We start from the raw sequence: 24,795 nt of genomic DNA, 5'->3' as shown, positions 1-24,795 counted from the left end.
ACTTCGTGAATTGCGCGGACTCAGTGTGGAGGCCGTTGTGGCCTCTGCTGCATCGGCCAACCGGCAAGCTGGGCCACGACGCGCAAGGAAAACGCGACCGTCGTCGCGCCGTTTCCTTTTTTCACTCGCCATGAAGTAACGACAATGCGCGAGGACACGCGCATCGGCGGTCCGGGCCGCATACCGCCCAGAGACGATGCGGCCCGGACCGGGGACTCATTGGGAGCCGCCTGCACAGCCAAGCTCAAAGCTCCAATCGCTTAGGACTCCCAATCGTCGAACGTGGCGCTCCTTCAGCCTTTAGCGAAGCCGCGTCGCGAATTCGGCGACGCGCTTGCCAAGCAGCCGAGCCGTTTCGAGATCGCCCGAGCGCGGCGCTTCGTCGGGCGACGCATCGGAGGGCGAGATCGCCAGCACGCCGGCAAAGCCGGCCGTCCAGTTGACGTCCGCGGGGCCGTGCTCCTTTTTGTTGGCCGGCATCAGTCCGGTACCGATCCAGACCTGTCCGTGCTGCTGCGACAGCGTCCAGAAGTACTCCATCGTCGAAAACTTGTCGCCGTTCGTCGAGGCCGACGTCGTGAACCCGGCCGCGAGCTTGTTCTTCCACGCCTGCGTGAACCACGCTTTCGACGACGCGTCGGCGAACTTCTTGAACTGCCATGCCGGCCCGCCCATATAGGTGGGGCTGCCGTAAATCACCGCATCGGCCTTGGCGAGCTCTTCCCATGTGCCTTCGGGCAGATCGCCGTTGGCGTCGATGCGATAGAGCGTCGCCTTCGCGCCCGGCTCGGCCGCGGCGCCCGCGTGCACGGCTTCCGCGAGCTTGACGGTATGGCCGTAGCCGCTGAAGTAAACGATTGCGACGGTTGTCATTAAGAGGGGCTCCTCGGTGGGAAGACGATTAGGAAAGGGAATGTTCGCCGAACGCGGGCCACGCCGCGAACGGACGACGCAGTTTATCGTGCCGATGCAAAACGCGTCGGCCTACACGCAGGCCGCGGCATCGATTGCAATTGCGCCTCGGGCCGCATGCAGGGCGGGGCCCGGCCGGTCCCGAAAAGACTCACCTTTAACGACGCCAACGGGGGCACTTTCCAGGCGCTTCGGTATGGATCCCGAAAACGCTCACCGTTATCGAAGTCCGGCATGCTAGGCGACTAGACGCTCACACGCCCCTGAAGCGTTCTGGAAGGCGGGTCCCCCGCCGCCGCGCCCTCCCGAAAATACTCACCGTTTTCGATCCTCCCGGAAACCCTCACCTTTCGAGGTCCCGGCATCACGCACGGAGTGCGGCGGTCAACGCTTGCGCGAAGCGCGGATCGTTCAAATAACCGACGTTGAATCGGAACCAAGGCGACGGCGTATCCGCCTGTGCACAGAACACGGCGCCGGGTGCCAGCATGACGCCTCGCTCGAGCATGGCGCGCGCGAACGCGACGGAATCGTCCTGCCCCGGCAGCCGGGCCCATAGATAGAGGCTCTGCTCGGTCTTGCGATAAATGTTCGCGCCGAAATCCTCGAGCACCCGGATGCCCACTGCCGTTGCGCGCCGCAGCTTGTCCTGAAGGCGAATCGTATGCCGCAAAAAGTATCGGTCGCTCAGGACGGCTTCGACGATGCGTTCGCAGTATTCCGAACTGCTGACGTGCGTGAGCATCTTCACGTCGGCGAGATCGCTCGCAAGGCCGGCATCGCACGCGAGAAAGCCCACTCTCAGCGCAGCCGATACCGATTTCGAGAAGCTGCCGATGTAGATGGTCCGGCGTAGCTGATCCAACGTGGCCATGCGCGGGGTCGACCGCGGTTTGAGATCGGCGAGTGCGTCGTTCTCGACGATCAGCATATCGTGCGCTTCGGCCAACTGAAGAATGCGATGCGCTTTGGCCGCACTCGTATCGGTGGCGGTCGGGTTGTGCCCCACCGATTGCGTGAAGAACAGCTTCGGCCGATGCTGCTTCAACAGCGAGGCGAGCACGTCGACATCGGGCCCGTCCAAAGTGCGCGGTACGCCGATTGCCACGGCGCCGCACAGTTTCAGCTTGCCGAACAGCGGATAGTATCCCGGGTCGTCGACGAACACGACGTCTCCCGGGCGCACGAAGTAGCGCAGCACCATGTCCATCGCCTGGGTCGCGCCGTGCGTGAGGACGATTTGCCCGGGTGCGGCATGAATCTCGTATTCCGCGAGCTTGCGCTGCAGATGCTGCCGCAACGGCAAGTAGCCGTACCGGCTGCCGTGACGGAAGAGCGAACCGATACCGGTTCGCGCAATCCGTTGATGGACCAGATCCAGCCGCGTTTCCTCGAGCCATTTGATGGGCGGCGAGCCTTCCGCCAGATTCAGGACATCCGATTTCATCCGCAATTGCTCGCGCATGAACCAAACGGTGTCCATGGCCGAATCGAGGGTCGGCGCTGTCGGCGCTTCCCCTTCCTCCTGCTGGGCATTCATGGCATGGACGACGAAGAACCCCGCGCCACGGCGGGGTTCGACGAGGCCTTTCGCCGTCAGGATGTCGAAGGCACTGATGACCGTGTTCTTCGAGCAGCCGTTCGCTTCGGCGTACTCTCTGATCGACGGCAATTTGTGTCCTGCTCTCAAGAGTCCGCGTTCGATCTGCCGGCTCAAATTGGCCGCGATCGAATGCGTCAAACCGGGTCCCGACGGTGTCATCTCGCGATCGCTCTAGGGGTGCCTCGCCAGGCGGCAAGCAGTGCATGGCGCACCGCCGCCGCCGGCGAGTAAGGCATCGACATTCCGGTCAGTTCGGACAGGGGCAACGCGCTGCCGGTCGTCGTTCGGTCGTTCGTCAAGGCGTCGGCGTCCAGCCCGCGCCGTTGTTCCAGCCGGCGAAGACCACCGACGGGTTGGTCAGATCGAGCGCGGCGGTCCCGCCCGTCAGGGCAACCGTGTCCGTCCCCACGGTCGTGTCGCGGCCGGACAAACTCAGCGTGCCGCCGGTGCTGTTCATGCTCCCCCATTCGCGCCAGCCGGCCATTTCGGTTTGGCCCGTGCTCGGAGAAACATCGAGCTCTGTGCCGCTCGCGCCTTCCGCCGCGCCGAGCCAGCCGCCGGCCGAGATATGCGCGCCAATCTGCGTGTCGACATAGGCAACGTCGTCGCAGCCCGAGCCCTGCGCGCTCGCCGCGGCCGGCAGCGTACAGTTGATCTCCGCTCCACCCGCGCGCGCAAGGAAAGTACTGCCGGCCGGCACGTTGGAATCGGCGGTCAACGTGCTGTTGGACACGACGAACCCGGGCGTCTGGATGAAGGCGCTCGTGCTCGTGTTGACATAGCCCGTGTAGGCGCGCGCTTGGATCACATAGCCGCCCGTCGTCGGGGCCGTCACGTCGTAGACCGTGTGCAGCTCACTGTGGTCGAACATCGCGGCATAGGCGTTGCCCCACAGGAAATCGACGTCGCCCGCGATGTAGTCGTCGTAGAAGTAGGCCCAGCCCTTCGTCTGAATCGTGTCCTGCGCGCTGAGGAATTGCATGTGGCTCGCGACAAAGCGGCCGCCGTTTGTTTTCGTGTTGTTGAAGTACAGCGTCTCGGCTTGATTGTTGTAGCTGGACTGTTTCACGTGGGAATTTTGCAGCGTGAAGTTGCGCAGCGTCAGCAGATCGGAGCCTTCCATCAGAAAGACCGAACGCCCTCCGCCGAGCGCGCGCCGCGTGACCGCGCCCTCGGTGGTGTTCGACGTTCCCGCCGCGGTGTTGCTCCCGCCCGAACCCGGGTTGTAGCTCTCGAAGTTGTTGGCGGACACCGTGGTATCGGCCGCGCTGCTCGTCGAACCCGTGATCGTCAAGTTGTTCATGTTGCGCACGAACAGCAGCTCGTTGTACGCGCCCTTGTCGACCGTGATGGTCTTGATGACGGACGACGACGTGCATGCCGCCCCGCTGATGCCCGTATTGCAGTTTTGCATGAGCCAATCGAGCGCGCCCTGAACGGTATTGAAGTTGCCGTTTCCGGAGGCGTCCACCGTCACCGACACCGAGCCCGTCGTGCCCGATGGCGCATTGGCCGGAACCGTGTTCGACACCGTCAACGTAGGCAATGGGCCCGTCGTGAACGTCCACGCCGGCGCGGTTGCCGAACTGAAGCTCGAGAAGCTTCCCTGTGTACCGGAGAACACCGTGCTGTCGACGGTCACGTAGTACCGGGTGCCGGGCGACAGCTTCCCGTCATGGAGATGAATGGTCGCGGTATTACCCGAAATCGTGACCGGCGTGTAGTACACGTTGCGCGCGGAGCCGCTCAGCGTCGTCACGCCCGCAGCCAGCGCGTCGACCTCGGTGTCGGTTTCGCTGAAACCCGTGCCGCCGGTTCCGTACGTTTCGTTCGTGGTCTTCGTCGGCGCGCCGCTGATGTCGATCGAGTCGACCAGGACGTTGGTCGTCGCGTTGAACACGGAGATTTTGCCCGTCGTACCCAGCGTGGGCGGAGCGTTGAACGTGATTTGAAGCATCGTGTCGGGCTGAGCCGCGACCGCGCCGTTAACGGGGAACAGCGCCGCGGCGGACATCGCGGTGGTCGTCGCGGGCGATGACGCGGGTGTGGACGACGCAGGTGTCGAGCCCGTGGTCGTTGCAGCGGGAGTCGAGGCCGCCGTAGGGCTAGAGGCCGCAGTCGGGGTAGAGGCGGCGCTCGGGCTAGAAGCGGCGGTCGCCGCCGCAGCGGGACTACTGCCGGATGTGCCGCCTCCACACGCCGCCACCAGAATCGCCGACGAAGCGACGCCAAGCATCAAAATTTGCTTTTTCATATTTTTCTATCTGATTGGTTTCAAAGAAATTCATACCGAGCGTGTCTCCAACGCTCGATTGCCATAGGCACTCCCGCACCACCGCATCGACCGGTTGCGCCCGACAAAAAGCGACTTCCAAGAAATCCCGCCTGAGGAGATGCAGCCGCCGCTCCGCTTGAGAGCGATCGCTCGTGCCCCTTCCCGACTTGTTTTACAACATCAATAATTGTAAGTCCAGAAGTGTAAGCAAAAAGACATGCTCAGTGAGCAACGGCGTGGCGTTCCGGAAGATTCGACCGACAAGCGATCGACGGCTTTCGCACATAGTAGGCCAACGAGACGCCTGGAAAAGGTACAGAAGCCGAAGACAGTCGCGTCGCCTTACCCATGAACAGCAGCCTGATAGGAAAGGGGAGAGAGGCTGAAACGGCATCCGTGGGCCGGGGTTTTTATTCGTGCGAACGGACAATTCGAGCAGACAGATCGAAGGCAGCTTTACGCGAGTTAGCGGTCCGCGGCCCGCCGTAGGGGAATACGCTGACACCGAATGCCGTTTGAAATCGCATCGCAAGTTTTTGCTTGACAAGATGATTGACGTTTGACAACACTACCCAGCAAATCATCAGGAGACGCCGTTCGATTGCGCTCGGATCCGAGCGCGAATCCCAGGCACCGAGCGCCGGGCAGCTGCGGGACAACCCACCGTGAGCAGCGAAACAGGAGAAGCGATCTTTCGCCGGGATGCGACTGATCGAATAAAACCGTATCGCCGATTTTTCAGTGGCCAGCAGTGCGCCAGTAGCGCAAATGGCCGGCGTAATAACGCCGCGTGAACAATTAGCGATATCGAATAAGAAGTTGACTAGGAAAACAATGATGAAAATCGAACGGCTTCTAAATAAACGCACCGTTGCCAGCTCGGCAGCTGTACTGCTCGTTGCCGCATGCGGCGGAACGAGCGGAGGCGGATCAGCTACGCCCGTATCGAGCGCGACCGGCTCGACTTCTTCGCAACCGTCTTCGCCTACCGCGAGTACGAGTGCCGCCGGCTATCAAGTCGGCGCCGCAACGACGGACAGCACGCTGCCCGCCGCGCCCACTATGCCCTCTTCAGTACCGCTCGCGGCTACGTCGACATGCCGGCTGACCGCGAACCTGCAGACGCAGAGCGACGGCTCGCTGCCACCCGCCGCGGACGCCACGAACACGGCACCGGACACCGCGCGAATCCAGGCGCAGCTCAACGCTTGCGCCACCGCCGCCAATGCGTTCACGACCAGCAACACCTTGAGCACGAACGGCGTGGTCGAATTGAGCGCATCGGGAAACAACAATGCGTTTCTTTCCGGACCGCTGACGATGCCCGGCGGCGTCACACTCGTCATCGACAAAGGGGTGACGCTGTTCGCGTCTCGCGATCCCCGCCAATACGACAAATCGCCGAATGTGTGCGGCGTCATCACGGCCAGCGACGACGGCTGCAAGCCGCTGATCAGCAACCTGAACAAGTCGAGCAACAATGCGGTGATGGGACCGGGGACGATCGACGGCCAAGGCGGCTCGCCGCTGTACAGCACGACGTCGACGCCTGCTTTGCTCAAGCGTCCCGACGGCAGCAACATGAGCTGGTGGGACATCGGCTGGGAAGCGAACGCGGTGCAGAATCAATCGCAGAACAATCCGCGGCTGATCCAGTTCTCCTATGGCTATAACTTCACCCTGTTTAATCTCACCTTGCAGAACGCGCCGAAGTTTCATGTGGTGCCGAGCGGCGTGAATGGGTTCACCGCTTGGGGCGTCAAAATCTTTACGCCTACCGCCCGCTATCAGGCGATGAACAACTACCTTGGCCAGCCTTACAGCTATGCGACGGCCAAGAACACCGACGGCATCGATCCCGCAAGCGCGAGCCCCAGCTCGATTCCGAGCGGCTACGGAATCAGCGGTAATTTCTCGGGGGATGCAAGCAACATCTTGGTCGCGTTCTCGTACATCAACGACGGCGACGACAACATGGCGATCAAGGGCGGCACTGCCACGTCGAATGGACGAACCTATAACGTTACGGTGGCGCACGACCATTTCTACACGGGTCACGGGATGTCGATCGGCAGCGAGACCGCCGGGCTGGACAATGGAACACCCAGTGCCGGCGTGCTCGCCAATGTCGCGCCGGTCAACGGGGCCTACCCGAGCGTGAGCAATGTGGTCGTGAACGACCTCTCGTTCGACGGCACGGACAACGGACTGCGCATCAAGTCCGATTGGAGCCGCGGCGGCCTTGTCGCGAATGTCAAATACACGAACGTCTGCATGCGCGCGATGCCGAATCCGAGTCCGCTCGACAATGCGCCGCAGGCCGCGCTGCTGTTCACACCGTATTACTCGCCTACGACGAGCAACGGTTTGTATTCGAGCTTTCAGAACATCCTCGTCGATGGGGTGCACGAGTTGAGCGCCGCGACTTACACGCTCCAGGGCTTCAATTCCGCGAGTCCGATTCTGCAGCAAACGGGGTGGTCTACCGGGAGCGTCGGATTGCCGAACCCAGCGGTCGTGAATCCCCTCACCATCACGCTGAACAATGTCGTGGCCGATGCGGCGCCGCTTTCGATTACCGCGAACGATGCGGCGATTACGATGGGACAAAATGTGAATCTGCCGCTGCAGGCCAATGCTTCCAATAATGTGTCGGTCACGAATGGCGCGGCGGCGGCGTCCGCACCGGGAACGGTCGATTGCAGCGTGGCGTTCCCGGCGTTTCCGAGCTGACGATTTCGCGCAGACGCGTCATTAGAGTTGAAAGGTGAGGCTTTCCGGGAGTTAGCGGGACGGCGATCCGAAGACGGATCGTTGTCCCTCGGCAAAGCATGCACCCTCTGCATATCGCCGGGCCACCGTGCCGGCTTTACCGTTGCGGCATTGGCTCGAATAGCAGATCAAGCTGACGCGGACTTGCTTTGCTGCCGGCGCCGGCGATCTGTGGTTCTGCTTCGATGCGGAAGAAGTCGGGACTCACACCGGCATTCTTCGCGGCACGCAGCCAGTCCGGCATGTCACCTTCGCCGTTCCACTCGTTGCCGCGGGCGTCGCGGTAAATGGGGCGTTGACTGAGATCTTGCTGGATCGAGTCAGCAAGGGCTTGCGGAGTGATGCCGAACTCTTCCATTCGACGGCGGATCCAGATGATGAGCCGGTCGCGAGCCTCGCCGTCCGAGACTTTTGCCTTCGTGGACATAGGAAACATGAGTGACGTTGTGATGTAAGACGCAATCTATAGAAGCGCGGCCGCAGATGCCTCGGAGCCGCCATGACAGCCCACCCAGGGCGGAGAAAAGGCACCGAGCCGAGGTGGATCTCGAGGTGCCTGGTGCCTGGTCCATGGGTTGCCGGCAGACTCCAACCGGTTCGCTGACGCTGCCTCTTCCCTTCATTCGGGTCAAAGGCGGGGTATATAGCTTAACCGAACTCACGGCTCCGCCTCGATCTGCTTGATAAATTCGTCATCGTCCCCGGGGTGGGCCAAGAACCAATGCTCATCATTCTGCGCCACATCCCAAAGGCGGCCGTCCGCGGCGCGCACCACCGAATGGGGTGTCACCGGCCGCCCCTGCGGCTGGTGGATGCGGTGCTCGCGCTCTTCACGTTGGTGCCGGCCCTAGTGTGAGTGTGTCGAGCGGGGCGCGGTCTAGGAACGCTAGGTTATCCACAGAATCTGTTGATAAAGCTGTGGGTTCGCGCCTCGATTGACGAGCAACCCGTTGTTCGGAAAGGACTTTCGCTTGGCCGCTTCAGCGGCATTCAATACCATCCTTGTCGTCGACTGATAACCGGCTCATGCCGCCAGCCGGCACCCGTAGCGGGACTGATGTTGCTTTCTGATTGATAACCAACCAACATCAATCGTTCACAACATTGCACTTATCGTTTGACCGGTCGCGGGCGAATATTTCCGAAACGACGAAGCGCGGGCCATCGCATGCTTCGGGATTTCAGGAGACACCTCGATGCACCCCTCGCCCTCCACGCCAACGCCGGGACATTCCAAGGCCGCGGCGGTTTTCCGCGTAACGGCTGGAAATTTTCTCGAGCAGTTCGACTTCTTCCTGTTTGGCTTCTATGCGACGCAAATCGCCCACGTCTTTTTTCCGACGGGGAGTGACTTTGCTTCGTTGATGATGACGTTTGCAGTCTTCGGCGCCGGCTTTCTGATGAGACCGCTGGGCGCAATCGTCCTAGGCGCGTACATCGACGACGTCGGCCGCCGCAAGGGCCTTATCGTCACCCTCGCCATCATGGCGAGCGGCACGATCCTCATTGCGTTCGTACCGGGCTACGCGACGATCGGCCTTCTCGCGCCCGCACTTGTGCTGCTTGGCCGACTGCTGCAGGGCTTTTCCGCGGGCGCGGAATTGGGCGGCGTGTCGGTGTATCTTGCCGAGATGGCTACGCCCGGCCATAAAGGCTTCTACACGAGCTGGCAATCCGCGAGCCAGCAGGTAGCAATCGTCATAGCCGCGGGCCTCGGCTTCGCGCTCAATCAATCGCTGGACGCAGCCACCATCGCGGCCTGGGGATGGAGAGTTCCCTTTTTCGTCGGCTGCATGATCGTGCCGTTCATCTTTGTACTGCGTCGCAACCTGGCGGAAACCCAGGAGTTCAAGGCGCGCGCGCATCGCCCGAGCATGAACGAAGTGTTCCTCACGCTGGTCCAGAACTGGGCTGTCGTGGTCGCCGGGATGATGCTGGTGGCGATGACCACCGCGAGCTTCTATCTCATCACGGTCTACGCGCCGACGTTCGGAAGAACGGTGCTGCACTTGAGCACCGCCGATAGTTTGCTCGTGACGCTGTGTGTCGCCGTGTCGAACTTCGTATGGCTCCCGATCGGCGGAGCGCTCTCCGACAAGATCGGCCGCCGGCCGTTGCTCGTCGGCATGACCGTGCTCAACATCGCGACCGCATACCCGGCACTATCGCTGCTCGCGCACGCGCCGAGCTTCCTCAATATGCTGCTCGTCCTCCTGTGGCTCTCCTTCATGTACGGGATCTATAACGGCGCGATGATCGTCGCGCTGACGGAAGTGATGCCGGCTCAGGTACGCGTCGCGGGCTTCTCGCTCGCGTATAGCCTCGCGACCGCGGTGTTCGGCGGCTTTACGCCGGCGATCTCGACCGCGCTCATTCACATGACCGGCGACAAAGCCGCCCCGGCTTACTGGATGAGCTTCGCCGCAGCGTGCGCACTCATTGCAACGTTCGCACTTTATCGCCGCCGCACAGCTACGCTAACTCCGGCCCACTGATTTCGGTCTTCTTCTGCCCGCAGCCAATCACACTCAATCCGACACTGCTACATCATGAGAAACCTGTTTCTGAAACTGTGCGCGGCAGCACTCGTCGCAACCTCGGCGGCTACGGCAAACGTGCACGCCGCCGATCTGCACGTCATGACCTCCGGTGGCTTCACCGCAGCGTTTAAGGTGCTCGGCCCCGAGTTCGCGGCCAAGACGGGAGACACGCTCGAGACCACGCTAGGTCCATCTATGGGTAAATCGCCCGAAGCGATCCCCAACAGGCTCGAGCGTGACGAGCCCGCGGACGCCGTCATCATGGTGGGATATGCACTCGACGAATTGATCAGGAAAGGCAAGGTCATTCCCGGATCGCGCGTCGAGTTGGCCGATTCGCGCATCGGCATGGTGGTGCGCGAAGGCGCCGCGAAGCCCGACATCAGCACGGTAGAAGGCCTCCGGCAGACGCTGCTGCATGCAAAGTCCATCGCTTACTCGGACAGCGCGAGCGGTGTCTATATCCAGCGGGAGTTGTTCAAGAAGCTCGGCATCGAGGATCAGGTCAGGTCGAAGGCAAAAATGATCCCGCGAATTCCCGTAGCCTCGGTGGTAGCGAACGGCGACTTCGAGATCGGCTTCCAGCAGGTGAGCGAGTTGCGGCCCGTCAAAGGGGCAACCTTCGTCGGAAAAATTCCCGAGTCTCTGCAATCCGTCACGCGTTTCGCCGCCGGCATTCCCGTCAACGCACAGCATCCGAAGGAAGCGAAAGCCTTGCTCGAATATCTCGCTTCACCCGGTGTGCAAACAGAGGTGCAATTGACCGGGCTCGATACCGTTTCCGGCCATTGATGCTCCTAAGGAAGCCTTGCTTTGCTCGCTCCGCCGCCGCGCCTCGTTTCGACAATCGCTTTATGAAACTCCTGCGCGGCCGGTGTAAGCGGACGTCCCCGGCGTTTTAGGATTCCCACGCGTCGCTTCACCACCGGTTCGACGAGCGGCACGCTTGTGAGGACGGGGTGATCGCGCCCGGGCATGGCCATCGACGGCACAGCGGCGACACCAAGCCCCGCTTCGACTAATCCGAGCATCGTCGTGACGTGGCGCGTCTCGCAGACGCTCGGCGTACGCGGCGCCACCGCAGACAGCGCCTGATCGAGCAGCAAGCGGTTGCCGGAAGTCTTATCCAGCGAAACGTATTCGTGCTGGTACAGCTCGTCCCACGTCATGCGCTTCTTGCTTGCCAGCGGGTGATCGCGGCGGCAGGCGACAACGAAGCGCTCCTGCAACAGCACCTTGAACTCGACCTCCGAGTCCTGGCTTCCCATGAAGCTCACGCCGAAATCAGCCTCACCGCTGATGACGGCGGCAAGCACATCGTTGGCGCTTGCATCCAGCAGTTTGATCCTGATGCGCGGAAAGCGGCGACGATAGGCCGAGATAACGCTTGGCAAGAAATAGTAAGCCACCGATGGCACGCAGGCGATGGTGACGTGGCCGAGACGGCTCGATGAAACGTCGCGGATGCCGAGCAGGGCGACGTCGAGATCATTTAGCAGTTGCTCAGCGCTCGACGCAAACACGCGGCCAACCGTGGTGAGCGTAACGCTGCGGGTGGTGCGCTCGAACAGGCGCACACCGAGCGCTTCTTCGAGCTTATCGATGCGACGACTCAAGGCCGGCTGAGAGATGCTGACGGCTTCGGCAGCCTTGCGGAAACTGCCCAATTCCGCCACCGCGCGAAACGCCTGCAAGTCATTCAGATCGAAGTTGATACCCACGGGCCGTCCTCCACGTCTTAGACGTGGACATTTTGCATGATCCGGCTCAAAGCGCCCATCTCGAACTACTTGGTGCGACCATGCGGACTAGAACGGGTGTTCGTTCTCGACGCCTTCCGTCTTAGACGCTATCCATTCCACCCGGGACTGCAAAAGTCGGAACCAATTTGAACAACGCTACGGCATCTGTAAGCACGGATGCTTCTCCCTCGAGGGACGTTGCCGCCGCGCTCACCTCTTCAACCAACGCCGCATTCTTTTGCGTCGTGATATCCATTTTCGTCACAGCATCGTTGATGTCCGCGATGCCGACGCTCTGCGCTTGGACAGCGGAGGAAATGTCGGCCGTCAATCCGTTGACCGTCTCGAATGACGACACGACGTCCTTCATCGTTTCGCCCGCGCGGTCAGCGAGTGCCGAACCTTCGGAAATCTTGGCGACCGTCTCGTCGATCAGCTGCTTGATCTCCTTAGCCGCATCGGCACACCGCTGCGCGAGGTTCCGCACTTCATGGGCGACCACCGCAAACCCACGTCCAAGATCACCCGCCCGCGCCGCCTCGACCGCGGCGTTCAGCGCAAGAATATTGGTCTGAAACGCAACGCTGTCGATCAGGCGCACGATCTCCGCAATCTTGGTCGAATGAACTGCGATACCTTGCATGGTCCGAACGACTTCGCTCACAACCTGACCGCCCGCAACCGCGGTCCGCGATGCTTGCAGCGCGCGTTGACTGGCGTTATCGGCGTGCTCGGCATTGGTCCTGACGCTTTCCGTCAGTTGCTTCACGTTTTCCACCGTACGCTCCAGCGACGCCGCCTGCAGTTCGGTGCGGCGCGATAGATCCGCGTTGCCTGATGCTATCTCCTGCGCTCCCACGCTGATCGTTTCGGTGCCGTTTCTCACACTTCGCACCATATCGACTAGCGAATCCTGCATCGCCTTAAGATCGGCGAGGACGGCGCCCATTTCGTTGCGGTATTCGATTCGAATCTCTCCGCTAAGGTCCCCCGATGCGATGCGCCGCAGGTGAGTCATAGTCTCGGAAACAGGACGTACAACGACGCGTATCAGCATCGCCCTCGCAAAGAGGCCGAGCACCAGTGCCGCTACCGATGCGCCTGCGAGCAACCCGATCATCCTACGAAACCTCGCCTGCGCTTGCGCGTATCGTGCGCCTTGTACTTCCACGACAGCGCGCTCACGGTCGTTCACACCGGCTTCGTACACCTTTGCGAGCGATTCCGACCCCTCGCCCTGCAACGTCTTGAAGCTGCCGATATTCATACTTTCCAACGCCTGCAAACCCGGCAGCACTACCTTGTCGACGACGGCGCGGCGCTGGGCTTTCAATAGATTTGCCGCTGCTCGTGCTTGCGGATCGGCTTCCTGCAATTGGACGAAGCGCTCGAAAGTTCGGTCGGACTCGGTGATTCCCCGGCGAGCAGCGGCCAGCAGATCCGGTTGCGCGTCACCTAACGCATAAAGCGCCTGATAGCTATCTAGCGATATGCGAACACGCTGCAACACCGCATCGCTCGTCTGCAGCGCGGCAAGCGACTGCGTATCGCGCTCATACATCTCCCGCAAGGCGTCGTTGCTCAGCTTCAGTGCCCCGGCGCCCGCCAGGCTCGATACAAGCAAAATCGCGAAAAACGCAGATATGACCAGCGTAATGCTCATTCGAAAAGAGAGATGCTTCAACATACGTTCCCCGTCGCCCGCTCATGATCTTTGTTGTCTGACGATGCGCGGGCGCGCTATCGCTGCTGCTGCAAATCGAATATCCGATCCATCGGCACCCACTTCTGGCCGGCAGGCGTCCAAGGTGTGGGCGCCTGAAATTCCCACATCAGCGTTTCCCATTGTTGAACCGCCGGGTTATTCAACGCCCCTTGGGTCATTCGATCCATGTCGAAGACGGAATCGTCCGTGTCCATGATCATGAACAATCGAGTTCCGAGGCGGTAAATCTCCATGTTCGAGACCCCATGGTCTCGTATGTGGCTAACGACATCGGGCCAAACCTCGCGATGGAAGTCCTCGTAGCGGGCGATAAGTTCGGGATCGTCTTTCAAATCCAATGCAAGACAGTAGCGCATGGGTCCTCTTTCTCAAGCATGGCCGGTTATTCAACCAACGGCGTTTCCTGCTCGCTGAACCGCCGTTGAAGATCGACGATCGTCGGCAGCTGAAAGTCGTGAACGTCGGGCGCTGCAACGCCTTGTCTTCGACTGAACTCCGCGGTGAGTTGCAGCGCTCGAGCGCGGGTATCCGCCAGTAAGCGGAGCGCCTCTCCCAGAAGCCCTCGTTCCAGCGCTGTTAGCCGAAAGTCTCCACCGGCCGTATCCTGCAGGGGTACGGTCGCCACCGCATTCATCGATGCTTGCCCCAGACTCGTTACCTTCAACAACTGCGCAGAACGATCCACGATTTCCTCCAGCTTCACGATTACCCACTACATCACCGCGCCCTGAAGCCACGGCACGAACTCGCGATCGCCGATGCCGTTCATTTCGCTGCAGGTCCGCTGGCCCGATGCGACCGCCAGCATCAACCGAAACAGTTGTGCCCCGGCCTCCTCGATACTGAGCGTCCCATCGACGATCGGACCGCTGTTGAAGTCCATGTCCGAGCGCATCCGCTCGAAGAGGGCTGTTGTCGTGGCAACTTTGATGGTTGGAACGGGCTTCGATCCGAAAACAGAACCCCGCCCGGTCGTGAAGCAAATGAGGTTCGCCCCGCCCGCTATTTGTCCAGTGGCGGATACCGGGTCATAGCCCGGCGTGTCCATGAACACAAGGCCCGGCTCACGCACCGGCTCGGCATAGTCATACACGGCCCTAAGCGCCGTGCTTCCCCCTTTCGATACGGCGCCCAGCGATTTCTCGAGAATCGTCGTGATTCCGCCCGCCTTGTTTCCCGGCGACGGATTGTTGTTGAGCTCACCGCCTCCCGCAGCCGCATAGCGCTCCCACCAACGCAGCTTTTCGAGCAGGCTGCCCGACACGTCGCTCGACGCGGCTCTCGCCGTCAGCAAATGCTCGGCGCCGTATATTTCAGGCGTCTCCGAGAGGATCGCGGTGCCGCCGTTCCGAACAAGCAGATCGACGGCAACGCCGAGCGCCGGATTCGCCGTCATGCCCGAGTATCCGTCGGAGCCGCCGCATTGCAGTCCTAGCGTTAGTTTTGATGCCGGCACCATCGTCCGCGTTGCTCGATTCGCGACGCCGAGCAATTCTCGGACGATCTCGATTCCACGGGCTACCGTCTCTCTCGCACCGCCTTCTTCCTGTATGACGAGCGTTCTGACCGGGCATGGGCCGAGCGGCCCCAGCAATTCGGTCATTGCATTGACCTGATTGACTTCGCAACCGAGGCCGACGAGCAGTACCCCCGCAAAGTTGGGGCTTCTCGCATAGCCCATGAGCGTGCGGCGCAACAGCGCGATGCCGTCTCCAGTCGACGACATGCCGCATCCGCTCTGATGCGTAATCGGCACGACGCCATCGACATTCTCGAGCAATGCAATGGCATCGCCCTTGAAGGCATCGGCAATCGCGTGACAGACACTGGCCGAACAGTTGACGCTGGCGATCACGCCGATGAAGTTGCGCGTACCAACCTGCCCGTTAGATCGCTCGAAACCCATGAACGTATCCGAGCGCTCGGCGTCGGCACATTGGATTACCTGCCCGGCCTGCGGCTGTCGCAGCTCGTGCTGCTCGTGCTGCTCGGGCATGCCAACGTTGTGCACATGAACGTGCTCCCCGGCCGAGATATCTCGCAGCGCGATTCCGATCGTCTGGTGGTATTTGCAGACGCGCGCACCGCCGGCGATATCCCGAGTCGCAACCTTGTGGCCGGCGGGGATGTCCGACAGCACACGCACGCGACGTCCGCTGACGTCGATGAGCACGTCCTTGGACAATGAGCGCAGGGCCACCGCCACGTTGTCGTCGTCGTGTAGGAGTACAACGCTCCGATCCGTCATGATTGATGCCTAATCGTCGTTTATTAGATGAGTCCGCGCTTGCCAAGCAAGGCACGCAAGCGCGGCTGAGCGCTCGCCATCGACAGAGAATTCGCGAGTTCGATCAGAGGCAGTACTCGCCTTCTGACCTTCGCGACGTGGTTTTGCGCGATGTCCGAGATTCGGTGGTCGAGATACGGGTTGCCGAACCGTTCGCGGACGCTGGCAAGGTAGTCTTCGGCCTGAACGCGCATGCCCATCGCCCCGAAAACGGGCAAGACTTCCTCTTGCCACACAACGTCGATTTCAGCGCGCATCCGCGAATCCTGCATCGCATCGAGCACCGTTTCGGATGGCGACCGCTGCTCGGTAAGCCACTGCTCCGCCAGCCAACTATGGCCGAGGTTGAGGAAAAAGAGCTTCAGCCGTTCGTGGCTTCGCAAGTCGTCCGTCAGAACCATGCTCTCGTGGGTGCAGGGCAATTCCATTCCCGCACGCCGCTCGATCGCCCAAAGGGCGTATGGCTCGGCGACCGCGCCGACGGGATCGATGGGTTCCGACACGATTCGATCCACGAGCGAGTTCACCCAAATGCATCGGTGACGGACGTATTCGATGAACGGATCGGGCAACGACCATTGCTTCGCTAGACCAAGCACGATCTCGCGCAGGGTATCGCCGTTGTTCTCCACCAATTCGCAAGGGAAAATCGATACGCCGTCGCGGGGACGTTCTTGCCACCGTGAATGAAGCAAATCGAGAAGCTTCGCGGGATAGCTGCGGGGCACGGCTCCGGTACGCGCAAGCACATCGGGCGAATCTCGCTCGTCGAGGCGGTAGCCCGTGTCGCCGGTGTTCGACACGATGACGCGCACGTCTTCGACCGCCGCGCGGCGAACCGTCGCCCAGTCGCGATCGGCAATCCACGCGGAGCGAACGGCGTCACAGACGACAACGCTATCGACAGCCGCGCCGTGCTCTTTCCCGCGGATACGTACCGGATAGCCGGCTTGCCGCGACAACGCCGCGACACGCGCGCGACTGGCGGCATTGCCTGTGGTCTGCACGACGGCGATGCCGCCGATGGCATCGCCGCGCTCCAGCGCCTGCGAGACGAACAGCGCAACGTGGGCTAAAAGAAACCGGCTCGTGCCGAACTGAAGTATGGGTTCACTCATGGTAGCTGTCCCGAACATCCATGGAATTGGCTCAGCACTCCACCAACGCCTTCACCACCGTCTGCCCCTTCTCGAGCAAGCGCGGAAAAGCATCCGGAACATCGGCAAGCCGCATTCGGTGCGTGTTCAGCGCTTGATCAGGAATACGCCCCGATCGCATCGCTTCCAGCACGGTCTCGAAGTCGGCGGTGGTGGCATTCCGGCTAGCGAGCAAGGTCATCTCGCGCTTATGAAACTCCGGATCGGAGAACGTCACCTGCCCCGGCACGATCGAGATCAACGTATATTTGCCTCCGTGGGCCACAAATCCGAACCCACGGTTCATCGCGTCGATATTGCCCGTCGCGTCGAAGACGACATCGAAGAACTCGTTGTTCGTTAGCGAAGCGAGCTGTTCGGCGTCGGTGGGGCCGACACCGACGGTAGCGTCTACATTCAAACGAGTTTTGCAAAATTCCAGGCGATCGGAACGCGTATCGAGACAGGTCACGTTGGCGCCCCGCAGCTTCGCGAAGATCATGGCGGCCATGCCGATCGGGCCGGCACCGACTACCAGCACGCGTTGATCGGCCAACACCTCCGCCCGCCGCACCGCATGCGCCCCAATCGCCAAAAATTCGAGCATCGCGGCCTGATCGAGCGTGACGCCCTCGGCCTTGTGAACGAATTGCGCGGGCACGCTCAGGTACTCGGCGAGCGCGCCGTCTCGATGCACACCTAGCACCTTGATGTCGACGCAGCAGTTTGTCTTGCCTTGCCGGCATGCGACGCACTGCCCGCATGAGAGATACGGCATCACATAGACGCCGTCGCCCGGAGCAAATCCCGAGTTGTGTTCAGCTTCGACTACCACCCCGGAAAACTCATGCCCCATCACGCGCGGGTACTGCAGATAAGGTTGGTTGCCCGTAAAGATGTGCAGATCAGTACCGCAAATTCCAACGCGAGACACGCGAAGCAATACCTCGCCGGCGACTCGAACAGGTACGTCGGATTGCTGCGCGCGCAACACTCCCGGTGATTCGCAAATCACGCTAAGCATATGAATTTCCTCTTGATCAAATCATGCGTGGCGAAGGAAGTCGCCTACGCGATAAAACTTGGTTGCGTTGCCGCCGAAAACGTCGGGGACCGCCTCGGCACCCAAAAACCGAGCGCAATCGGCCTCGCACGCGGCCAGCCACTCGCCATAACCGCCACTGCATGGGGCAAGACGCAGCACGGGCCAGTCGCTGCCCCACATCAATCGCCGTGCGCCGAATAGCTCGGCCACGACTCGGACATACGGGCGGACGCGGTTCCTGATCACATCGTCAACGGTCGGATCGCCTGCGTCGCCGGCCTCGGTCCAAAGCCCGGAAAGCTTGCAGTGCACGTTGGGAAGGAGCGCGAGCCTAGTCATCGCCGACAACCAAGGTTCGACCGCCTTCGCCGCTATGCGCGGCTTCGCGCCGTGATCGACGACGATCCGCAGATCCGGATAACGTCGTGCAAATTCGTACAGCGCGTCGAGATGGCGCGGCATCACCAGTGCGTCGAAGCGCAGATCATGCTCGACCATGGCCGCCACGGCGTTATCCAAAATCGGATCGTCGATCCACGCGTCGTCGGGCAAGTCTTGAAGCATCGGCCGTAGCCCCCGTGCCTTCGGGTGCGCGGCAAACGCCGCAATTCTTGCTGCCGCGTCCGTGGCCTTCAAATCGACCCATCCGACGACGGCACATACGGCTTCCGTTTTGTCCGCGAGGCCAAGCAAAAATCGCGTGTCGTCCTCGGTAGGCAGCGACTGCACGAGAACGGTGCCGCTGATTCGGGCCGCCGCCAACTCGGGTGCCAAATCCTCCGGGCCGAAATCGCGATAGATCGCATCCAGCTCGCGAGGGGGCCAGTAACCTGCGCGCGCCCCGATTTGCCAGTAGTGCTGATGCGCGTCGATACGCAGCGTCATGCTTGCTCCTTTGGAACAGGTGCATGGGCGGCAATCAACCCGCTATCGCTCAGCGCTTGCCAATACTCCCTGGGGATGGGCCGCTCCAGCCATGCAATGTTCTGCTGCAGTTGCGCAACGCTGCGCGCGCCGACGACGCACGAAGCGACAGCCGGGTGCGCGAACGGGAATTGCAGCGCCGCTGCCGGCAGCGGGACGTCGAAACGCGCGCACAGGTCGGTTAGGCGCTGCACCTTCTTCACGACTTCGGCAGGTGCATCGCCGTAGTTGAACTTGCCATTGCCGGCGAGGACTCCGGAGTTGAACACGCCACCCACGACGACAGCCGTTTCCGCGCGCAGGCAAGCGTCGAGCAGCGGCTCGAGCGCGGTCTGTTCAAGCAGCGTGTACCTTCCGGCAAGGAGGACGAGGTCGAGAGGTACTTCATTCATGGCATCGACGACGATTTCCCACTCGTTGACACCGAGGCCGATCGCGCGCACCGCCCCACGCTCACGCAATTGCGTCAAAGCGCGAAAACCGCCTCCGTCCGTCAGCTGAGCCCAATAGTGCGGGTGGCGATCGCCGTGAGTCATCGGTCCGATGTCGTGCACATAGAGGATGTCGACGCGAGCCGTTCCAAGCCGCTGCAAACTATCCTCGTACGAACGCATGACGCCGTCGTAGGTGTAATCGAACACCGGTCGAAAGGGCAACGGCTCGGCCCAGCCATCGTCTCCAGGCTGCACACCGGCATCCGGGCACATCAAACGGCCGACCTTCGTGCTCAGCGAAAATGCGTCCCGCGCGCGGGCGGAGAGCGCTTGCCCCGCGCGCCGCTCGGACAGCGTATAGCCGTAGTACGGCGCAGTATCGAAATAGCGCAGGCCGGCAGACCACGCCGCATCGACGAGCGCCTCCGAATCGGCCCAAGAGATCGGACGATAGAGCCCGCCGAGTTGAGAACATCCGAGACCCAGGGCAGTCAGTTCTAGCCCACTGCGCGGCAAGGTACGTATTTCGCGAGCGTTGATCATCGAGGGACGCAATCGAGAAAATATCAATCGTTAGAAACACCGAAGCAGGTCCTGCGCCGATCGCGCACTGGCATCGACGCAGGTCATCGGCGTCAATCAGTAAAGGACGTTCTTCGCTGTGGGCGTATCGAGGTTCTGCTTGTCGACCATCACGACGCCCGTATCGATATCCTTCGCGACAGGCTTATGTTCGATGACGTTCACGACCGCCTGAATGCCCTTGTATCCCATCTGATAGGAGCCTTGAACGGCGATCCCTTGGATCGTCCCGTCGCGCACGAAATTTTGCAGATCCTGATTGCCGTCGAACCCGATCGCGACGACTTTGCCCGCCTTCCCGGACTGTTTGAGCGCGCGCCCCACCCCGATCGCCGTCGGCTCGTTTGCACCGAAGATCCCCTTCAGATCGGGGTTCGCGGAGAGCACATCGGTGGTCTGATTCAGCGCCGTCGCCATCTGAGACTGCGAGTAGTACGGGCCGACGATCTGCAGCTTCGAATGCGCCGCGAGGTATTTCTTGAAGCCGCCGACCCGCCCGATTTCAGATCCCGCTCCCGGCACGTAGGACATCAGCGCGATCTTCCCGGTCTGACCGACGCGGTCGATCAGTGCCTGCGCGCAAAGCTCACCGGCCTTTTCGTTGTCGGTCGACAAGAATGACTGGTAGTACTGCTTGCCGGCATCGGACAGCGCGGAGTCGACCAACACGACGGGGATATGCGCCTCCCACGCTTTCTTGATAGCCGGTACGAGCGCATCGGGATCGGACGGTGCGAGCACAATACCGGCGACGTGCCGATTGACCGCGTTCTCGACCATGTTCACTTCATCCGTAATATCGGATTCGGCGGCCGGACCTTGGAAGGTCATCGTGTATCCCTTCGCGTCGCCCATTGCGGCCTTCGCGCCCTTCTGCACGTTTTGCCAATAATTCGAATTGACCGTCTTGACGATCACGGCGATCTCGCCGCCCGCCGCATAAGCGCCCGAACTGAACGCCGCGCACAACAACGCCGATACCGCAAAAATCGAAAGCCTGCTCATGTCTCGCTCCTCTTTTTTCATGGTTGCACTACGTTTGATTACCGCTTCCTGCTTCGCAATTGATCGATCCAGACCGTGCCGAGAATGACGACGCCGATGATGATCTGCTGGATGAAACTGGATACCCCGTTCATGTTCAGGCCGTTGCGCAGCACACCGATGACGAACGCGCCGATGGCCGTGCCCGAGATCGTGCCCACCCCGCCCATCAGCGACGTTCCGCCGATCACGGCGCTGGCGATCGCATCGAGTTCGTACATGACGCCTTCATTGGGTTGGCCGGTCACGAGGCGCGACATCAGCACGCAACCGGTGACGCCGGCCAATGCGCCGGAGAGCACATAGGTGAACATCGTCACGCCGCGAACGTTCACACCGGACAGACGTGCCGCTTCGGGGTTGGAGCCGACCGCATAGATGTGCCGACCGAGCGAGGTCTTCGAGAGAAGGATGGCGCCCGCGATGAAGAACACGACCATGATGACGACGGGATACGGAATGCCCGGAAACGTCGTATCCGGAAATCCGTCCGCGCCGATATGGGAAATCCGGAACAATGCGCCGTTGCCCAGGACGCCGAATGCGTTGCTAAGATCCGAGACCGGCCGTGCTCCGGTGATCTGCAGCGCGAGACCTCGAGCGACCAGCATCATGCCGAGCGTCGCGATAAACGGCGGCAATCCCATTCGCGTCACGCAAATGCCGTTGACGTATCCGCACAGCGCACCCACGAGCACCCCGCCAAGCATGGCGACGGGCACCGGCATGCCCGCCTTGGCGAGCAGTGCGGCCGAAACGCCCGCGAGCGCAAGCACCGAGCCGACCGACAGGTCGATGCCGCCCGTGATGATGACGCAGGTCGCGGCAACGCCCAAATAGGCGATCGACGTTACTTGCAAGCTGACGGTCATCATGTTGCCGACCGAAAAGAATGCCGAGCTAGTGACCGAAAATGCAATCACAAGTGCAACGAGGCTCCCCAAGGCCGCGAACTTTTGAATGAGGTCGCGGCGCCGCTGCCGAGCCGAGCGGTCGGCGCTCTGACTACGATCCGATGTCATTTCAAGCATGTGTACGCCCCGAAGCAAAGTGCATGATCTCCTCCTGACTGGTGTGTTTCGTTTCGAGAACGGCCGTTATCCGGCCTTCGTGAAAGACAGCGATCCGATCTGTCATTCCAAGCAGCTCGGGCAACTCCGAACTGATCAGCACGACACCGACGCCGTCCGCGGCTAACCGATCCATCAGCCCGTAGATAGCGAACTTCGCGCCGACGTCGATGCCGCGCGTGGGCTCATCGAAGAACAAAATCTTCGATCCCCGGTACAGCCATTTGCCGATGACGACCTTCTGCTGATTGCCACCCGACAAGTTGCGAACGATCTGCTCGACAGAGGGCGTGCGAATGGCCAAGTCACGCACATAGCGACGTGCGATCGAAGCTTCTTCATCGAATCGCAAGAAACCCGTGCGTGACGAGATGCCCGAAACGTTTGAAAGCGTGATATTCGCGGCAACGGACATCCCGAGCGCGAGGCCTTCTTGTTTGCGGTCTTCCGACAAGTAAGCAATACCGTGACGAATCGCCTCGCGCGGCGAGCGGATCGCCACGCGGCCGCCATGCAACTCGATCTCGCCTTCGTCCAACCGGTCCGCACCGAAAATCGCTCGGGCCACCTCGGTACGGCCCGCCCCCATGAGACCTGCGAAGCCGAGAATTTCGCCTCTACGCAGATCGAACGACACGGGGCCGAATACGCCGTCTCGGCGCAGATTCCGCGCGCTGAGCAGCACATCTTCCGTCGGTATGGATTGCCGCGCGGGGTACGCGTCATCGAGGGACCGCCCCACCATGCGAGCGACGATGTCGTTCACCGTCAACGCGGCGAAATCGTCCGTCGAGATATGCCGGCCATCGCGCAGGACCGTCACGCGGTCGACGATCTGTGCCATTTCGTCAAGGCGGTGCGAGATGTAAAGGATCGCCACGCCGGCCGCGCGTAGCTCTTGAATGATTCGAAAGAGCTGGGCCGTTTCCGATTCGGTCAAGGACGACGTCGGTTCGTCCATGATCAGCACGTTCGAATCGAACGAAAGCGCTTTCGCGATTTCCACCATCTGCTGCTGCGCGATCGACAGTGTGCCTACCGGCGTCGTGGGCGCCACATCCAAACCAATCCGTTGCAGGCAGCGCACTGCGTCGGCGTTGAGCTTGCGGGAATCGACGAACGGCCCGCGCTTCGGCTCGCGTGCGAGGTAGAGATTCTCCGCCACGCTCAAATGCGGAACCAGGTTCAGTTCCTGATGAATGATCGCGATGCCCGCGGCCTGGGCCTCCGACGTCGAACTGAAACGGACCTCGGCGTCGCGATAGCGGATGGTGCCTTCATCGGGCTGGTACTGGCCGCTGATGATTTTCATCAGCGTCGATTTGCCGGCGCCGTTCTCCCCGCAGACCGCGTGAACCTCTCCCGCCCGAAGGTCCAGACGAATGCCATCGAGAGCGACCACGCCGGGAAATCGCTTCACGACGCCTTCGAGGCGCAGGATCTCCCGTCCCGGAGCATCCCGTTCGGCAACGGGAAGGCTTGATGAACTGCTGGGCACTGTCATTACGTCTCCATGTACGGCCAACCTGGCTTGCATCCGGTCAGTCCAATTTATGTGGATTAAAGCCAAATTTCACTTCTTGGTCAAGCCAATTTTTGTTTTTTCACATCGTCCTTACCAATAGTAGAAACCCCAAGAGACCAGGCAATCGCTTGCACAGCAATGGCTGTGGACCTTCATGCTAGACTTCGATGCAGGCTGTGCGGTCCTCCGCAGCGTCCCTCTCACGCACACGATGAAATCAACAGAACCCAAGCGGCTTTACCAATCCGTCGCCACCCAAATCCTCGCGTTGATCCGTCAGGGCGAATTCCCGCCGGGAGAGCGTTTGCCACCCGAACGAGAGCTGGCGCTGACGCTGGGCGTGTCACGGCCGTCGCTGCGCGAAGCGTTGATCGCGCTGGAGATCGGCGGGCAAGTGGAGATCCGAATGGGATCGGGTGTCTATGTTTGCGAGGCGAGTGAGGACGCCGCAGGCACCGTGGGAGCGTTAGGCGACAGTCCGTCGGAATTGATGCAGGCACGAGCCGCGATCGAAGGCAGTGTGGTGGTGCTCGCCACGGCGCATATGACCGCGGCCATGTTGGATCGGTTACGTCGCACCGTCGAGCGGATGCGCCGGCTCGCGGCCGCCGGCAAATCGCCTGTCGAGGCCGACCGGCAATTCCACATGCTCATTGCAGAGGCCGCAGGCAATTCGGTGCTCAGCCGCTATTTGGGAGAGTTGTTCGACAGCCGCCACGACCCGATCGCAGCCGCGATGCGAGGTCACGCGGAAAGCGCCCAAACCTGGACCGCGGCCGTCCAGGAACATGAGGCTGTGCTCAAGGCGTTGCAGGCCGGCGATCCCATCGCCGCGCAGACAGCGATGCGCGCGCACCTCATGGCTTCCGAAGATCGATGGATGAGCGGGGCGTTGAAACAAGGCGCGGACTAGCCCGTCACAATCCCGCGATACACGTGTATTTCAGCGTCGTATAGTCGTCGATTCCGAACTTCGAGCCCTCCCGCCCCAAACCGGATTGCTTGACCCCGCCGAATGGCGCCATCTCGTTGGAAATCAATCCGGTATTGACACCGACCATTCCGTACTCCAACGACTCCGACACCCGGAACACACGGCCGAGATCCCGGCTGTAGAGGTAGCTCGCCAGGCCATACTCCGGCACAAACACCTCGCGATCGGCTACGACCATCGTCAA

General features: G+C 61.2%; 24 protein-coding genes and 1 pseudogene. 4 read left to right on the top strand and 21 right to left on the bottom strand.

The annotated features are described in order from the left end of the window. Positions 1-300: 300 nt before the first annotated feature. From DWV00_RS03320 to DWV00_RS33900, 6 genes are all read right to left on the bottom strand, one after another. Complete coding sequence (locus DWV00_RS03320; RefSeq protein WP_115532066.1) at positions 301-873, bottom strand: flavodoxin family protein; 573 nt, start codon at positions 871-873, stop codon at positions 301-303. A 403-nt stretch (positions 874-1,276) separates the two neighbouring features. After that, positions 1,277-2,674, bottom strand: a complete 1,398-nt coding sequence (locus tag DWV00_RS03315) for an aminotransferase-like domain-containing protein (protein WP_115532065.1) — start codon at positions 2,672-2,674, stop codon at positions 1,277-1,279. Next, positions 2,671-2,814: a hypothetical protein gene (locus tag DWV00_RS33905; RefSeq protein WP_181885333.1), complete on the bottom strand. Its 144-nt coding sequence runs from the start codon at positions 2,812-2,814 to the stop codon at positions 2,671-2,673. The genes DWV00_RS03315 and DWV00_RS33905 overlap by 4 nt, the downstream gene beginning before the upstream one ends. After that, positions 2,811-4,529 carry a pectinesterase gene (locus DWV00_RS03310; protein WP_115532064.1) on the bottom strand — a complete coding sequence of 573 codons (1,719 nt, stop codon included), beginning with the start codon at positions 4,527-4,529 and terminating at the stop codon, positions 2,811-2,813. Before DWV00_RS03310 ends, DWV00_RS33905 begins: the two co-directional genes overlap by 4 nt. Before the next feature lie 157 nt (positions 4,530-4,686). Beyond that, positions 4,687-4,890: a hypothetical protein gene (locus DWV00_RS33590; RefSeq protein WP_147297824.1), complete on the bottom strand. Its 204-nt coding sequence runs from the start codon at positions 4,888-4,890 to the stop codon at positions 4,687-4,689. A gap of 310 nt (positions 4,891-5,200) precedes the next feature. Next, a complete protein-coding gene (locus tag DWV00_RS33900; protein WP_181885355.1) occupies positions 5,201-5,659 on the bottom strand; it encodes a hypothetical protein in 459 nt (152 codons plus the stop codon). Between the two features lie 193 nt (positions 5,660-5,852). Here DWV00_RS33900 and DWV00_RS03295 point away from each other — a divergent pair, with 193 nt between their 5' ends. Next, positions 5,853-7,523: a glycoside hydrolase family 28 protein gene (locus tag DWV00_RS03295; RefSeq protein ID WP_245964691.1), complete on the top strand. Its 1,671-nt coding sequence runs from the start codon at positions 5,853-5,855 to the stop codon at positions 7,521-7,523. A gap of 136 nt (positions 7,524-7,659) precedes the next feature. Here DWV00_RS03295 and DWV00_RS03290 read toward each other — a convergent pair whose 3' ends face one another. Beyond that, complete coding sequence (locus tag DWV00_RS03290; protein ID WP_115532060.1) at positions 7,660-7,989, bottom strand: H-NS family nucleoid-associated regulatory protein; 330 nt, start codon at positions 7,987-7,989, stop codon at positions 7,660-7,662. 769 nt (positions 7,990-8,758) lie between these two features. Here DWV00_RS03290 and tcuC point away from each other — a divergent pair. Both tcuC and DWV00_RS03280 read left to right on the top strand, forming a co-directional pair. Next, positions 8,759-10,057 carry an MFS transporter gene (gene tcuC, locus DWV00_RS03285; RefSeq protein ID WP_115532059.1) on the top strand — a complete coding sequence of 433 codons (1,299 nt, stop codon included), beginning with the start codon at positions 8,759-8,761 and terminating at the stop codon, positions 10,055-10,057. 54 nt (positions 10,058-10,111) lie between these two features. Further along, positions 10,112-10,894, top strand: coding sequence for a substrate-binding domain-containing protein (locus tag DWV00_RS03280; RefSeq protein ID WP_115532058.1), 783 nt, complete (start codon positions 10,112-10,114; stop codon positions 10,892-10,894). Between the two features lie 5 nt (positions 10,895-10,899). Here the strand turns inward: DWV00_RS03280 and DWV00_RS03275 are convergent, their stop codons facing one another. From DWV00_RS03275 to DWV00_RS03220, 13 genes and pseudogenes are all read right to left on the bottom strand, one after another. Further along, positions 10,900-11,823, bottom strand: coding sequence for a LysR family transcriptional regulator (locus DWV00_RS03275; RefSeq protein WP_115532057.1), 924 nt, complete (start codon positions 11,821-11,823; stop codon positions 10,900-10,902). Positions 11,824-11,944: 121 nt separating this feature from the next. Beyond that, positions 11,945-12,964: a methyl-accepting chemotaxis protein gene (locus DWV00_RS03270; RefSeq protein ID WP_245964690.1), complete on the bottom strand. Its 1,020-nt coding sequence runs from the start codon at positions 12,962-12,964 to the stop codon at positions 11,945-11,947. 90 nt (positions 12,965-13,054) lie between these two features. Next, a pseudogene (locus tag DWV00_RS35025) lies at positions 13,055-13,531 on the bottom strand (Tar ligand binding domain-containing protein); the annotation flags it as partial. A 53-nt stretch (positions 13,532-13,584) separates the two neighbouring features. Further along, the gene (locus DWV00_RS03265; protein ID WP_115532055.1) at positions 13,585-13,926 is read right to left on the bottom strand and encodes an L-rhamnose mutarotase; all 342 of its coding nucleotides are present in this window, start codon (positions 13,924-13,926) and stop codon (positions 13,585-13,587) included. Between the two features lie 26 nt (positions 13,927-13,952). Further along, complete coding sequence (locus DWV00_RS03260) at positions 13,953-14,273, bottom strand: hypothetical protein (RefSeq protein ID WP_245964689.1); 321 nt, start codon at positions 14,271-14,273, stop codon at positions 13,953-13,955. Positions 14,274-14,282: 9 nt separating this feature from the next. Then, on the bottom strand, positions 14,283-15,818 hold the full coding sequence (locus DWV00_RS03255; protein WP_115532053.1) for a UxaA family hydrolase: 1,536 nt from the start codon (positions 15,816-15,818) through the stop codon (positions 14,283-14,285). Positions 15,819-15,841: 23 nt separating this feature from the next. After that, complete coding sequence (locus DWV00_RS03250) at positions 15,842-16,975, bottom strand: mannitol dehydrogenase family protein (protein WP_115532052.1); 1,134 nt, start codon at positions 16,973-16,975, stop codon at positions 15,842-15,844. 31 nt (positions 16,976-17,006) lie between these two features. Further along, positions 17,007-18,017, bottom strand: coding sequence for a zinc-binding alcohol dehydrogenase family protein (locus DWV00_RS03245; protein ID WP_115532051.1), 1,011 nt, complete (start codon positions 18,015-18,017; stop codon positions 17,007-17,009). Positions 18,018-18,038: 21 nt separating this feature from the next. Continuing rightward, positions 18,039-18,923: an amidohydrolase family protein gene (locus DWV00_RS03240; protein ID WP_115532050.1), complete on the bottom strand. Its 885-nt coding sequence runs from the start codon at positions 18,921-18,923 to the stop codon at positions 18,039-18,041. Next, complete coding sequence (locus tag DWV00_RS03235; protein ID WP_115532256.1) at positions 18,920-19,936, bottom strand: aldo/keto reductase; 1,017 nt, start codon at positions 19,934-19,936, stop codon at positions 18,920-18,922. Before DWV00_RS03235 ends, DWV00_RS03240 begins: the two co-directional genes overlap by 4 nt. A 99-nt stretch (positions 19,937-20,035) precedes the next feature. After that, positions 20,036-20,983 (bottom strand): ABC transporter substrate-binding protein, encoded by a 948-nt coding sequence (locus DWV00_RS03230; protein ID WP_115532049.1) that lies wholly within the window; start codon positions 20,981-20,983, stop codon positions 20,036-20,038. A 38-nt stretch (positions 20,984-21,021) separates the two neighbouring features. Next, positions 21,022-22,053 (bottom strand): ABC transporter permease, encoded by a 1,032-nt coding sequence (locus DWV00_RS03225; protein ID WP_115532048.1) that lies wholly within the window; start codon positions 22,051-22,053, stop codon positions 21,022-21,024. Next, positions 22,046-23,596 carry a sugar ABC transporter ATP-binding protein gene (locus DWV00_RS03220; RefSeq protein ID WP_115532047.1) on the bottom strand — a complete coding sequence of 517 codons (1,551 nt, stop codon included), beginning with the start codon at positions 23,594-23,596 and terminating at the stop codon, positions 22,046-22,048. The genes DWV00_RS03225 and DWV00_RS03220 overlap by 8 nt, the downstream gene beginning before the upstream one ends. Positions 23,597-23,828: 232 nt before the next feature. Here DWV00_RS03220 and DWV00_RS03215 point away from each other — a divergent pair, with 232 nt between their 5' ends. Continuing rightward, positions 23,829-24,530, top strand: a complete 702-nt coding sequence (locus tag DWV00_RS03215) for a FadR/GntR family transcriptional regulator (RefSeq protein WP_115532255.1) — start codon at positions 23,829-23,831, stop codon at positions 24,528-24,530. 4 nt (positions 24,531-24,534) lie between these two features. Here the strand turns inward: DWV00_RS03215 and DWV00_RS03210 are convergent. Beyond that, positions 24,535-24,795: aldehyde dehydrogenase family protein (locus DWV00_RS03210; RefSeq protein WP_115532046.1), on the bottom strand; the 261-nt coding region annotated here is incomplete at its 5' end.

It is taken from the genome of Trinickia dinghuensis, from assembly GCF_003367175.1.
GTDB lineage: Bacteria > Pseudomonadota > Gammaproteobacteria > Burkholderiales > Burkholderiaceae > Trinickia > Trinickia dinghuensis.
Note: the sequence above shows the minus strand (reverse complement) of the source record. Positions and strands in the feature narration are given on the sequence as shown.

Excerpts from the sequence above, each read along its gene's own strand:
- DWV00_RS03320 (WP_115532066.1), bottom strand. The coding sequence starts at position 873 with ATGACAACCGTCGCAATCGTTTACTTCAGCGGCTACGGCCATACCGTC.
- DWV00_RS03315 (WP_115532065.1), bottom strand. The coding sequence starts at position 2,674 with ATGACACCGTCGGGACCCGGTTTGACGCATTCGATCGCGGCCAATTTG.
- DWV00_RS03310 (WP_115532064.1), bottom strand. The coding sequence starts at position 4,529 with ATGTCCGCCGCGGCGCTGTTCCCCGTTAACGGCGCGGTCGCGGCTCAG.
- DWV00_RS03295 (WP_245964691.1), top strand. The coding sequence starts at position 5,853 with ATGCCCTCTTCAGTACCGCTCGCGGCTACGTCGACATGCCGGCTGACC.
- DWV00_RS03290 (WP_115532060.1), bottom strand. The coding sequence starts at position 7,989 with ATGTCCACGAAGGCAAAAGTCTCGGACGGCGAGGCTCGCGACCGGCTC.
- tcuC (WP_115532059.1), top strand. The coding sequence starts at position 8,759 with ATGCACCCCTCGCCCTCCACGCCAACGCCGGGACATTCCAAGGCCGCG.
- DWV00_RS03280 (WP_115532058.1), top strand. The coding sequence starts at position 10,112 with ATGAGAAACCTGTTTCTGAAACTGTGCGCGGCAGCACTCGTCGCAACC.
- DWV00_RS03270 (WP_245964690.1), bottom strand. The coding sequence starts at position 12,964 with ATGATCGGGTTGCTCGCAGGCGCATCGGTAGCGGCACTGGTGCTCGGC.
- DWV00_RS03265 (WP_115532055.1), bottom strand. The coding sequence starts at position 13,926 with ATGCGCTACTGTCTTGCATTGGATTTGAAAGACGATCCCGAACTTATC.
- DWV00_RS03255 (WP_115532053.1), bottom strand. The coding sequence starts at position 15,818 with ATGACGGATCGGAGCGTTGTACTCCTACACGACGACGACAACGTGGCG.
- DWV00_RS03250 (WP_115532052.1), bottom strand. The coding sequence starts at position 16,975 with ATGAGTGAACCCATACTTCAGTTCGGCACGAGCCGGTTTCTTTTAGCC.
- DWV00_RS03245 (WP_115532051.1), bottom strand. The coding sequence starts at position 18,017 with ATGCTTAGCGTGATTTGCGAATCACCGGGAGTGTTGCGCGCGCAGCAA.
- DWV00_RS03240 (WP_115532050.1), bottom strand. The coding sequence starts at position 18,923 with ATGACGCTGCGTATCGACGCGCATCAGCACTACTGGCAAATCGGGGCG.
- DWV00_RS03230 (WP_115532049.1), bottom strand. The coding sequence starts at position 20,983 with ATGAGCAGGCTTTCGATTTTTGCGGTATCGGCGTTGTTGTGCGCGGCG.
- DWV00_RS03225 (WP_115532048.1), bottom strand. The coding sequence starts at position 22,053 with ATGCTTGAAATGACATCGGATCGTAGTCAGAGCGCCGACCGCTCGGCT.
- DWV00_RS03220 (WP_115532047.1), bottom strand. The coding sequence starts at position 23,596 with ATGACAGTGCCCAGCAGTTCATCAAGCCTTCCCGTTGCCGAACGGGAT.
- DWV00_RS03215 (WP_115532255.1), top strand. The coding sequence starts at position 23,829 with ATGAAATCAACAGAACCCAAGCGGCTTTACCAATCCGTCGCCACCCAA.